The organism is Clostridium gelidum, assembly GCF_019977655.1.
In the GTDB taxonomy this organism is placed as follows: domain Bacteria; phylum Bacillota; class Clostridia; order Clostridiales; family Clostridiaceae; genus Clostridium; species Clostridium gelidum.
Map to the genome: position 1 here is coordinate 4,175,679 of NZ_AP024849.1, position 13,297 is coordinate 4,188,975.

7 protein-coding genes are annotated in these 13,297 nt (G+C 28.6%); 2 read left to right on the plus strand and 5 right to left on the minus strand.

Features of this window, described 5'->3' with window-relative positions:
• Nucleotides 1-579: 579 nt before the first annotated feature.
• The 3 genes from psyc5s11_RS19180 to psyc5s11_RS19190 form a co-directional block, all read right to left on the minus strand.
• Nucleotides 580-1,176 carry a maltose acetyltransferase domain-containing protein gene (locus psyc5s11_RS19180; RefSeq protein WP_224034089.1) on the minus strand — a complete coding sequence of 199 codons (597 nt, stop codon included), beginning with the start codon at nucleotides 1,174-1,176 and terminating at the stop codon, nucleotides 580-582.
• Between the two features lie 49 nt (nucleotides 1,177-1,225).
• Nucleotides 1,226-1,960: a sulfite exporter TauE/SafE family protein gene (locus psyc5s11_RS19185; RefSeq protein ID WP_224034090.1), complete on the minus strand. Its 735-nt coding sequence runs from the start codon at nucleotides 1,958-1,960 to the stop codon at nucleotides 1,226-1,228.
• A gap of 409 nt (nucleotides 1,961-2,369) precedes the next feature.
• Nucleotides 2,370-5,393, minus strand: coding sequence for a glycoside hydrolase family 2 TIM barrel-domain containing protein (locus psyc5s11_RS19190; protein WP_224034091.1), 3,024 nt, complete (start codon nucleotides 5,391-5,393; stop codon nucleotides 2,370-2,372).
• Nucleotides 5,394-5,666: 273 nt separating this feature from the next.
• Here psyc5s11_RS19190 and psyc5s11_RS19195 point away from each other — a divergent pair, with 273 nt between their 5' ends.
• Both psyc5s11_RS19195 and psyc5s11_RS19200 read left to right on the plus strand, forming a co-directional pair.
• On the plus strand, nucleotides 5,667-7,232 hold the full coding sequence (locus psyc5s11_RS19195; RefSeq protein ID WP_224034092.1) for a response regulator: 1,566 nt from the start codon (nucleotides 5,667-5,669) through the stop codon (nucleotides 7,230-7,232).
• Nucleotides 7,233-7,289: 57 nt separating this feature from the next.
• On the plus strand, nucleotides 7,290-9,077 hold the full coding sequence (locus tag psyc5s11_RS19200; protein ID WP_224034093.1) for a sensor histidine kinase: 1,788 nt from the start codon (nucleotides 7,290-7,292) through the stop codon (nucleotides 9,075-9,077).
• Nucleotides 9,078-9,281: 204 nt separating this feature from the next.
• On the opposite strand, the gene psyc5s11_RS19205 is transcribed toward psyc5s11_RS19200, so the two are convergent.
• Nucleotides 9,282-10,976 (minus strand): methyl-accepting chemotaxis protein, encoded by a 1,695-nt coding sequence (locus tag psyc5s11_RS19205; RefSeq protein WP_224034094.1) that lies wholly within the window; start codon nucleotides 10,974-10,976, stop codon nucleotides 9,282-9,284.
• 128 nt (nucleotides 10,977-11,104) lie between these two features.
• Nucleotides 11,105-13,186, minus strand: coding sequence for a beta-galactosidase (locus psyc5s11_RS19210; protein ID WP_224034095.1), 2,082 nt, complete (start codon nucleotides 13,184-13,186; stop codon nucleotides 11,105-11,107).
• Nucleotides 13,187-13,297: the final 111 nt, after the last annotated feature.

Sequence of the window (13,297 nt, forward strand, 5' to 3'; positions counted from 1 at the left end):
CTAAAGGTATATCCTAACAAAATTAATTTAGTTTTTAAAAAAGTTTTAAAACTTTATTTTTCGAAACCAGTTTCGATACTTTGTAAAAAAATATTTATTAATATATTCTCTTAACACAGTTTTTTCGAAACCCATTTCGTAAAATGATAAAATAAAAAGTTTTATATTTCTTTCAAAATACGAAACCGGTTTTGTATTTGTCCATAATCTTTAGTAACTGTTTACAAATTTATTATAATCGCTCTATTTTATTTTGTAAAGGTTTTTTTATTAAATAAAATATAAATTCACAAATTATTTTTATACGATATATTCTTGTTATTATTTTCAACTAATCCAATTAATATTTTTTTGGTTTTTAGGGATACTTTTGAATATACTCTACATGTTTTTAGTTTCTTCACCATTGATAATTAGCCTTAACTATAACGTTCACTAAATCGTTACCAACTACGGACATATTAAAAAGAAGATCAAATTTCTTCTTGAGTTTGATCTTCTAAATCTTTCTTCTTATAATTATTAATTTTATTTTAAACTTTACCTATATTTTTATATAGTATTGAAATATTATAAAAGTTATTCAACCCTTCTATTTTTATAATAATATTCTTTATCACGTTCATTTATTTTTCTTAATATACGACATGGATTTCCTACAGCAACAACATTTTCCGGAATGTCATGTGTAACAACACTTCCAGCACCTATAACTGAATTATCACCTATGGTGACTCCTGGCAAAATCACTGCATTGGAGCCTATCCATACATCGTTGCCAATTCTTACAGGAATTGAAAACTGAGTGCCATATCTGCGAAGTTCTGCGTCAACTGGATGCCCTGTAGGTGTTATTGTTACATTAGGTGCTATCATAACATTATTACCTATATAAACGTCAATATCATCTACAATTACAAGATTAAAATTAGCATAAAAACCCTCCCCAATATGTACGTTTGTACCATATGCCATATGTACTGGTGGCTCAATATAAATATTCTCGCCCATATCACCCAATAATTCTTTCAGTAAATCTTTCCTTTTTGTTTCTTCACTTGGACGTGTATGGTTATAATCATATAATAATTCTTGACACCTTTTACGTTCATCTTCAAGACCCTCTCCTACATCTCTATACAACATACCATTTTTCATTTTCTCTCTAATTGTCATAATAACCTCCATAAATTATAATATTTTTCATGCACTTATTGATTTTATATTAATTATATAAAAGACTTTTAATCAACAAAACTGTTCCACTTATTACAAGTAAAGCAATAACTGATTTTTCCACAGTTTCTTCTTTCATCTTTGAGTCAACCTTAACACCTATAATCATCCCTAAAATAACTGCTGGTGAAAGAATTAGCGTTAACATAAATATTTCTTTGTTTAATATACCAGTAAACAAGTATAAAAAAAATCTAAATACATTATCTACTAAGAAAACACAACAGATGTTTGCACGAAATTCACTTTTATTATTAGTAGTTCTGCTAATGTATGCAACCAAAAGAGCACCAATTCCATATAATCCTGCTAAAACACCTGAAATTATGCCTATAATTATTAGAAAAATAGGACTATTTTTCTTTGTTTCATTTTCAGTAGGCTTTCTTGTCAACATTTCTAATGCCATTCCCACAACTACTATTCCTAATATTGATTTTAATATCCTATCATTACCTACCCTTAGAAAAAATGTACCAGGAATAATACCTACTAATAGCATAAGTGATAATGGAATAACAACTTTAAGAGAAATATTTTTCCGTTCTCTCCAAGCTATATACATATTTGTTGGAATACTAAAAATTAGATCTACAGGTGTAGTTAATCTATTTGATACTACAAATGAAAATAATGAACCCATAACAAGTGTATTTCCAAATCCGGTTATACTTTTTACAAAGTACGCTAATAAAGTTGAAATAAAAAGAAATATATTTTGCATTATTTACCTCCTCAGAATCTTAAGTAAATGTAACAAATGCATGCCCCCTCATTTAAGTGGAATACATGCATAAGTACAATTTTCTCCTTGCGCACCTACATATATATAACCACAATGCAAGTTTTTCTTATACGTACAATTAAATTATATACCCACCATACTTATGCGTAGACACAAACAGAGAAATTGGATACATGTTTGTGCAGTAGGCATTAGAAAATGAGCTGATGAAGCCACTTAATGGCTGGTTGTTCCATTTTAGTTTGTCCCAATTTTACATTGGGAGCAAACTAAAATAGATGCAACCTGCCATTTAGTGGCTTCCAGCGAAATTTTCTTAGTCCTACGGAACAAACATGTATTCAATTTCGGTGGTTATCCTTATAAGTAAGATTTTCACTGTGGGTATCTATATATTAGAAATCATAAAACTATATTCTAAATCTTTACTAGAATCTATACAGAATTCAGGTAATACTGGTGCTCCCCAGCTATCATCTCCACCAACACCCATTTGTTTACCTATAATATTAACATTTGTAAAGTTAATAGGTGGTAAATCTTCTTGATGAAGAGCATTTTCAAGTTCCATATTATTGTACGGTAAAACACTAAATTCAAATGGTGATTTCTCATAAGAGAACTTAAGTCCGTCTCCATTTTCATTTTTAATAGTTACCCATCTAGTACCAGTTCTGTTACCACATTCTTGTGGAACTAAATATTTAGATAGATTATCTATTGGTGTACTTTTATAAATCCCTAATTTAGTGCCTTCACATCTATCCATATAATTTTCATCTGGTCCCATACCATACCATGAGAATGAATTAAATTCAGTTAGAAGTCTAAAATTCATGCCTAGAACTGGTAGTTCTGGTAATCCTTCTACTCCTTTATATAAGACATTAACTTTAATTGCTCCATTTTCAGTAACTTCATAAGTTACCTTAACCTTAGTAGATGGGATTGTTGGTAATTCATAAGTGTATTCTAATATAATTTTATCTTCATGCTCTCCCATTGAAAAATCCACATATTTTTGGCACATTGTAGCACTAAGCCACTGAGCACATCTAAATTCATGTTTATTTCCTCTATCATTATCTGTAGTTGCTCTCCAATAGAATGTCTTAGGAGTTCTTGTGATAAACTCTTTTCCATTATATCTTAGAGAAACAATTCCCCCTTCTTGTTTAGAAAATATCACTTTGAAATTTTCCCCATGAACACCTATGTTTACATCACCATGAACAACTTTTATCTTATTATTAAATGTATTCTTTACCTCTTCTTTTCTCTCAAAAACTTTTTGTCCAAAAGCTACTTCATGACCTTTATTTGCCCAAATAGTATCTTCTGATAATCTTAGCGAAATAATACATACAATTTCTTCTGAATAATTATGATATTCAAAAGGTAATTCTATATACTTTTCTTCTCCCGCTGCTACGGATACTTTTGTTTTGCCTTCTTGCAATAGCTTTCCTTCTATTTCAGAAACATAAAACAAATCATAAACTTCCGTATTTACAAAAAGATTTTGATTCTTAATAGTAACACCTTTTTCATCTGGAATTATTTTTATATTTTGATATAAATGTTTTACTTCCATAGCTTTTGGTGATGCAGTTCTATCTGCATAAACTATACCATTTCCTGAAAAGTTATAATCAGATGGACGATCAGTAAAATCTCCTCCATAAGATAAAACTTCTTTTCCGTTTGGTGCTTTTCTATAAAGGGCTTGATCGCTGTAATCCCAAATGAATCCACCTTGATACATTGGATATTTATCCTCAAGTTCTGTGTATTTCATCATTCCACCACAAGAATTACCCATAGCATGCATGTACTCACAACTAATATAAGGTTTCTTAGGATCATTACTAAGATATTCTTCTATATCTACTGGTTTAGCATACATTCTACTTTCCATATCACTTGTTTTTTCATATTCTCTATTCCAAAATACACCTTCATAATGAACTAAACGAGAAGAATCTTTCTTTCTAAAATATTCTGACATTTGGAATATATCTTCTCCAGCATAAGATTCATTACCACATGACCAAATAAGAACAGATGGATGATTCTTATCACGCTCTAGCATTGAAGCTGCACGATCTATTACTACTTCTTGCCACTCTGGAAGACTACCTGGTATATTCCATGATGGTTCACATTGCCCCATCTTTTGCCAAGATCCATGACTTTCTAAGTTAGTTTCATCAATTAGATAAATACCATATTCATCGCAAAGTCTATACCATAAACTTTGATTTGGATAATGTGATGTTCTAACTGCGTTAATATTGTGTTGTTTTAAAAACTTAATATCCCAAAGCATATCGTCTTTCGTAATAGAACGTCCACGTCTTGGATTAAACTCATGACGATTAACACCTTTAAATATTATTCTTTTTCCATTAAGACACATTATTTTATCTTTCATTTCAAAATGTCTAAAACCAACTTTTTGCTTAACCACCTCAATTAAAGTATTATCTTCCTTGCTAATTATTACATAAAGAGTATACAAATTCGGTTCTTCTGCACTCCACAACTTAACATTTTTAACATCAAAAGATAATGTTAAATCATTCTTAAATGAGACTTTCTCACTTTCAACAATTTTATTTCCATCACTATCTTCTAGATATCCTTCTATTTTAGTATTAGCATCTCCTATTATTTTTAAATCTGCATCAAGTTTTGCATTTATAAAATCATCATATAATTCTGTTTTCACAAAAAGATCATTTACATGAGTCTCAGGAATTGCATATAAATAAACATCTCTAAATATTCCTGAAAATCTCCAAAAATCCTGATCTTCAATCCAACTTGCACTACTTCTTTTATAAACTTCTACTGCTAGTTTGTTTTCTCCAGTCTTTAGGTAAGCTGTAATATCAAATTCTGATGGAGTAAACGTATCTTCGCTATATCCTACAAATTCACCATTAATCCATAAATAAAATGCTGCTTCAACACCTTGGAATGAAAGAAAAGTTTGCTTATTTTTCAATTCTTCCTTTACATCAAAAAATGTTACATAACTTCCCACTGGATTATAAGTTTTTGAAATATGAGGTGGTCTTAGTTCATCATGACCTTCCCAAGGATACATAGTATTAATATATTGACATTTGTCATATCCTTGCAATTGGATATGCCCTGGTACTTCAATATATTTAAAACCACTTACGTCAAAATCTTCTTTATAAAAATCTTTAAGTCTTAAAGATGAATTTTCACTATATGAAAATCTCCATCTTCCATTTAAATTTTGCTTAAGAATCATTTCATCTTCTAGTTTAACTTGCTCCATTTCTTCATAAAACCAATGATCAGAATGTGCATCAATTCTATTTACTCTAAAAACTTCTGGATCTTCTAACCAATCTAATGTAGGTTTAATATCTTTCATTTTATACCATCACTTTCTTATCTTTATAGCATTGTTTTTGATAAATACCAACGCCTTAGTTATATTTATAATTTTAAGTAATTCATATTTTTATTGTATTAAAGTTTTACTAAAATATCAATGCTTTTTAGTAAAAATTCAGTAAAACATTTTTCTTGATTGAAAATAATTTATTTATAAGCTATAATTGAAATTAAACAATATACTATAATTGTCAAAATATTAAATATTATATACTAAATATTGCGGAAATTTAGAATTGAGGTGCAGTTATTGAGTGAATTTTGTAAAATCCTGATTGTTGATGATGAATTTATCATGCGCCAGGGAATTACTCACATGATTGATTGGGAGCAAGAAGGCTTTCAATTTATCGGTCAAGCTTCAAATGGTCAAGAAGCTATTGAAATTATCAAAGATAATCCCCCCGATATTATTATTTCAGATATTCTAATGCCACAAATGGATGGTATTGAATTAGCTAAATTCGTACAAGAAAAATATCCTCAAATTCAAATTATCATTTTAAGCAGTTTTAGTGATTTTGAATATGTAAAGTCTTCATTTCAACATGGCGCTGTTGATTATATTTTAAAACCATCATTGAATCCAGCGGAACTAATTAAAACATTAAAAAAGGCTTCAAGTGAAGTACAAAACTTTACTTTACCTACTAAAGGTGCTGTTAATGCAAATAGTATATTAAATAGACTTATTCTCGGCTTTGATAGTAATATCGATTTTGACTATTTAAATACTTTATTCATTAATCCATCTTTTTGTCTATTTGGCATAAATGCAAAAAATACATATAATATCTATGATAAACGTAATAAAATGCTTGATTTCATTATTTCTGAAATTGATCAAGAATTTTCCTCAAAGGATGTTAACCAAAATCAAAGTATTCAACTCGTAAATATTGAAAACGAAATCATTGTTTTTGTTATAAATTTTCACAATGAAAATTATAGTAATATAGTAACTAAATTAGCTGAAATTTGTGATACAGTTTCACGTAATTTTCCTGAAGTATTTTTTGTTTTAAGCAAAAAATTTGATTCTATTGCAAATATTAAAACCGTATATGATAAAGATTTTTCAGTCTTAACACAACAATATTTTTATAATAAAAATATTCATTTTTTGTGTTCTGAAAATTTTGAAATTCCACCATCAATGGATAAATTTAATTTTAAAAGTTTTTCTGAATCAATTGCTATACTACAAATTTCAAATGCTTTTGAAATGTTAACCCAGTACATTATAAAAGCAATTTCTAATAAATCTCTTACGGAATTTGAACTTAAAACTTTAATACAAAATTCTTTTTATAATGCTATTTCTAATTTAGAATATTTAAATTTTGATCCAGCTACATCAAATATATTAAAACGTGATTGCTTCGATAAAATTGATAATAGCAGATATGCAGAAGATTTAATGCTAAATTATGAATCTATATTAAGCTATTTCACAGAAATAATAGAAGAACATAAAAGCAAAATAACTACTCATATGATTAATAAAATTATACAGTATATTCATGCTCATTATGATGAACAACTTAATTTAACAGATGTTTCAAAGTTATTTAATTTTAATTACTACTATTTATCATCCTACTTTAGCTCTCATAACAAAGAAGGTTTTAATGAATTTCTTAATAAAATCAGAATAGAAAAAGCTTGTGATTTTTTAAAACAAGATATTCCTATTTCTGATATTAGTAGCATGGTAGGATATTCTGATCATAGCTACTTTTGCAAGGTTTTTAAAAAATTTACAGGACTTACTCCTAGTAATTTTAGAAAAAATGGCATTAAAATTAATGATTAAACTAATTAATTCATTATGTTTAAAATTAACACTTATATCAAGAAGGGAATAAAAACTATGTTGAAAATTTTAAAATTTCTTCATTCTACTAGCTTATTTTTTAGAGTTGCTTCAATTGTACTTATAAGTATTATACTAGTATCTTTTTCTACTAGTATGATTGCAATTAAAATCTCAAAAGATGCACTTGTTGATACCTTTAGTAAATCAAATTATAAGGTTTTAACTCAAATTACTGAAAATTATATTTCTCTAAATGATAAGATAATTAATGCTATGAATGCAATTGAAAGTATACCAGATTTTGAAAGATACCTTACTGAAGCAGAGCTGAGTCCACAACTTAATTATAAAACTATTTATAATATGTCTACAAATTTAAATCAAATAGCGCCAAAAAAAGATTTTCTTGATATCACTATATTAACCATAGGACTTAATGGTAAAACTTTTATTGGAAATAGTGATTGTATCACTACAGATGTAAATGATATTTTAAATAATAATATTACAAAGAATGCTTTAGCTAGTAAAAATATGGTTTTATATCAATATTTAGATCACGGTTTTACAAAATACACACAATACTCTAGTACCATTGTAACAACAAAAGTTTTATGTGATAAATTTACTAGAGTGCCTTATGGATTTGTTTATGTACTCATTAATCAAAATACATTCAAAAAATATTACGATTATTTTGTAGGTAATGGTAACAATATTGCTATTATGTCCAGTGATGGTACTATTGTTTCTTCCAATCTAACTTCTAATATAGGTACTAAAAATTTAGATTTATATAATATATCAAATAATATTCTAGAAAATAATCTTAAATATATTAATACTCATTTGAATTCTTCAGATGTAGCAATATTATCAAAACATTTACCTACTTATAATTTTAATATAGTAGGCACTATTGATAAAAACATAGTTTTAGATGAACTATATAATTCTTCTCAAATCATTATGGTTATTATACTAATTGCATTACTGTTTATTATTCTTACATTCTTTATTATACGAAGGACAACAAAACCAATTTCTGCTCTGGTAAAAACAATGCCTAAAATCATTCACGGTGATTTTAATAATCATCTTCCTGTTGTTGGTGGCTATGAAGTTCGTGAATTATCATCTACATTTAACTATATGCTAGATGGATTAAATAATTATGTTCAGGAACAAATAAAAATGCAAAAGGAAAAACGAAAAGCAGAAATCCATGCATTACAAATGCAAATTAATCCACATTTTATTTATAACACTTTATCTTCAATTAAGTGGCTTATGTGGCAAGGAAATATTGAAAAATCAACCGAAACTATTGATGCATTTATTTCTCTTCTTCAAAATACAATTAGCAATAAAAATGAGATGATAACCATACTCGAGGAAATAGACAATTTAAAAAATTACGTTTTAATTAATCACATTCGTTATGGTGATAGCATTAACGTAACCTTTTTTGTAATTCCTAATTGTGAGGATTATATTATTCCTAAATTAATATTGCAACCATTTATTGAAAATGCATTTTTTCATGGATTTACTGATAAATCAACTGGTTCTATACACATATTTGTAAATGAACAAGCTGGAAATTTAATTTGTGAAATTATAGATAATGGTGTTGGAATAGCAAGTGAGGACATGAAAAGCATACTTAAGAAATCTACTAAAAAACATGAACACTTCACAAGTATTGGTGTTCATAATGTTAATGATAGAATAAAACTTATTTATGGAGATGATTATGGGGTAACAATTACGAGTGAATTAAACAAAGGAACCACTGTAAAAGTAATAATCCCTGCTCAAAAAGAATTTATAGAAGACTAATGCGTATAATTCACCGAAATTGGATACATATTTGTGCCCTCAGGTGGCATATTATTCCACAGGACTAGGAAAATTTTGCTATAAACTTCTAAATGGAGGGGTGCACCCACTTCTGCAAGCTCAGGACAAGCAAAAATGGAATGACCCTCCATTAAGAAGTTTCAACAGCTTATTTCCACAGATGATACACGCAAGTATGATATTCTATATTTTAAATTGACCAATTGCTTTACCCAATTGATTAGAAACTTCTTCACACTGTTTAGAATTTCTTTCAATATCTTGTGATTTCTCTGATAACAAATTAATTTTAGATGCAATATTCACAGCATCATTAGCTCCATCGCCTGACGAAATTGCAACATTATTAATTGCAGAAGCAATCTCTTTTGTTGATAATAACAATTGCATCGCATCTTCTTCAATTTTTTGTGATATTTCATTATAATAATTTGCATCACTGCTATAAAAATTACTAATTCCATAAAATTGTTTATAATTTTCAATAACTGTCTCATCAATAAATTTTAATATACTTGTAGAGCTAGTAACCAAAGAATCCACAGCTTGAATTACATGAGTGGTTATATCTCTTATCCTTTTAGTTGTCATATCAGATTCTTCTGCCAATTTTTTGATTTCTGCTGCAACTACTGCAAATCCTTTTCCTGATTCACCTGCTCTTGCTGCTTCAATTGATGCATTTAAAGAAAGAAGATTTGTTTGACTGCTTATATCAGATATAGCATCAAGTAAATTACTTATTTCATTCACTTTAGCAGATTTATCTATAGCTTCTTTTAATTTATCACTATTTTCACTACATAGTTTAAGCGTTTCGTTTTCTAAGTTTATAGAATCAGTTTTAAAATTATTAGCTCGATTTTTAATTTCTTCTGAATATAATAATGCTTTTTTAGTAGTATCAGAAATTCCTTCAACGGAATTTTCCATTTCATTAGTTGTTGAACTTATTTCTTCTGTAGATGCAGCTGATTCTTCTAATCCTGCTGCAATTTGTTCAGTAGCAATATTGGCATCTTCAACAATAGAGTTTAATTCTGTAACTGTTAAATTTAATTCTTTGCTCGTATTTGAAGTCAAGTATATCTGATTTTCTATATTTTTCAGTATTAATCTTATGTTGTTTTGCATTACTGTTAGATTCTTAAACATAGTACCTGTTTCATCTTTTGCTTTCAAGAATTTATCATCTAAAGCAACTGTAAAATCACCACTGGACATAACTAATAAGCACTCATTAAATTTATGAATTGATTTAACAATAATAGATCCTATTTTATTAAATATGACTATTCCTATAATTATAAGTATTAAAATTATTATAGCAATGCTTGAAATAGTCCTAAATACATATTGAGTTATAACACTATAATCTATACCAACAGACCACATTCCTATTGTGTCCCCAAGGGCATTTTTAATAGGCGTGTATTGACACAATGTATCTCTACCTAACACTTGTGCTTTTCCAACATATGTTTTTCCTTGTTTCAAAACTAAATCAATGATTTCATCAGAAGCCTTTGTTTCTACTGCTTTATTCCCCTTTTCATCCATAACGTTTGTAGAAACTCTAGTATCTCCTAAAAATATACTAATCATAGCACCACTTTCATTTTGAAGATAATCTACGATTTGATTATTATCGCTAATTTTGAAATCCCCTTTATATAGTTTTCCATCAGAAGCTTTCCATTTACCAAGGTATTTCATATCCACATATGCATAACCTAATTTACTAGTAGTAGTTACTGTTTGTTCATAATTAGCATAAGCCATTTTACTAATATTAGAATAAATAATTGCAAATATACTTATTGAAATAGTACTTACAATTAAAACAAATGCTAAAACTAATTTCGCTTTAATTTTCATAGTTTCACCCTTCTTATGAAAGCAAGTTAACTTTATATTTACTAAAAATTATTCCTATCAAATAATATTTTCAAGAATTAGAGAGATAACAGTTCAATTCCCAAAAATATCACAAACCCTCAATCAGTTTATTGTTTTAACACTTTTACCCCATATTGATTTAATATAATTTCCTTGCTCACTTTTTCTCCTGTAATCATATCTACATATTCTTCTTTTCCCAGTGATATTTTCTTTTCTTCTTCTGTAAAATTCATGATAAATGTATATTTATTATCTTTATTACTACGCATTTGCGCTGTAACACCCTTAGGTAATTTTCCATCAATAACACTCTTTATGTCTAAATCGTGAGTAAGCTTTAAATAGAAATCATTATTAAAATCTTCACCTGTTCTTGCTGCTATATAATATGCTTTTCCTTCTCCATAGTTATTTACTGTGAGTGCTGGCATATTTGCATAAAAATCATTTTTGTATACTCCAAGAACCTCTGCAGTTTCTGCATGAATTAAATCACAATAATCATTCACTTTGTAACTGCCTTTTAATCCATCTACTTTGACATCATTAAAGTCTATATAATTTACTTCATTATCATATAAGGAATCTATTTCTTCTGACCAAATTCCTGTAACATCTCGGAGCGGTCCTGGGAATCCTCCTAAGAAACAAAGATCATTTTCATCTACAATCCCACTAAAATAAGTAGTTACAAGTGTTCCACCATTCTTTACAAATTCATTAATTCTCTCTGAAACATTCGGACGAATCATATATAACATTGGTGCTACTATAAGTTTATAATTTGAAAGATCACAGTCCATATTAATAATATCCACTGGAATTCCATTTCCCCAAAATACCTTATAACATTCTTGACAGCTCTCTTCATAGCCCTTTTTATATTTCTTTAGAGCTTGTGCATCATCAATAGCCCATTTATTTTCAATATCATATATTATTGCTACTTCTGATTTGCTAGTTGATCCTTGAATTTCTTTTAACTTATTTAATGTTTCTCCAACTTCTGTTACTTCCCTAAACACTCTAGTGTTTTCATGTCCTGAGTGATCTACTACAGCTCCATGGAATTTTTCTGAAGCTCCTCTTCCTTTTCTCCATTGAAAATATAAAACCGAATCTGCCCCATGAGCTAAACCTTGCATTGATGATAGTAAATGCATTCCAGGACGTTTTAATTTATTAGTATCATGCCAATTTACTAGACTTGGCGTGCTTTCCATAATTAAAAACGGTTGCCCTCCTTTTAAAGATTTATATATATCATGTACAAATCCAACATTAGCTGCAAGTTCAGCAGTAGTTTCAAAATCATTATGCCATGCAGGATAGTTATCCCAAGATGCTACATCTACTTCTTTTGCGAATTTCCAGTAATCAAGGCCTGTGAATAATCCCATATGAGGATAATTTCCCATGAAATTAGCTGTTACAGGAACACTTGGAGTTATTTCTCTTATTGGTGCAATTTCATTTTTATAAAAATCTATAGTTTGCTCTGTAACAAATCTCTTCCAATCAAGATTATGTCCATGAACATATATTTCACCTTTTTCTGATGGACTTTCTACTTGTGACCAACTATTAAATCTATGACTCCAAAATCCCGTCCACCATACTTCATTTAATTTTTCTAAATCATTATTATACTTTCCCTTAAGATAATTTCTAAATGCTTCTTGGCAAAGTTCACAATGACACTCGCCTCCATATTCATTAGAAATGTGCCACATAATTAAAGCTGGATGATCTTTATATCTTTTAGCTAAAATTTTATTGATTTCATAAGTTTTTTTTCTATATATTGGTGAAGTAAAACAATGATTATGTCTTTGCCCATGAAGGTTTTTAGTTCTATCACCATTTACTCTTAAAACTTCTGGATATTTCTCTGACATCCACGCAGGTCTTGCACCACTTGGTGTAGATAAAATTACATGAATATTATTTTTCGCCATGTCATCCATAATTTTATCTAACCACTCAAATGTATACTTACCTTCCTCTGACTCTATTGCACTCCATCCGAATATATTTATAGAAACGCAATTGCAATTTGCAAGTTTGAGAAGGCGAACATCATCTTTTAATACTTCAGGATATTTTAGCCATTGATCTGGATTATAATCACCACCGTGTAGAAATCCATTTATTTTACTATTAAGTATGGTAAATTCGTTCTTCATAAGCTTTTCCTCCAATATTTTATGAACACACTTATTTTCATTATCTTACAAGAAATTTATTCTCTATTTCAACTTCTTGTGATTAAATTACATTTTCTAATTTTATGGAAT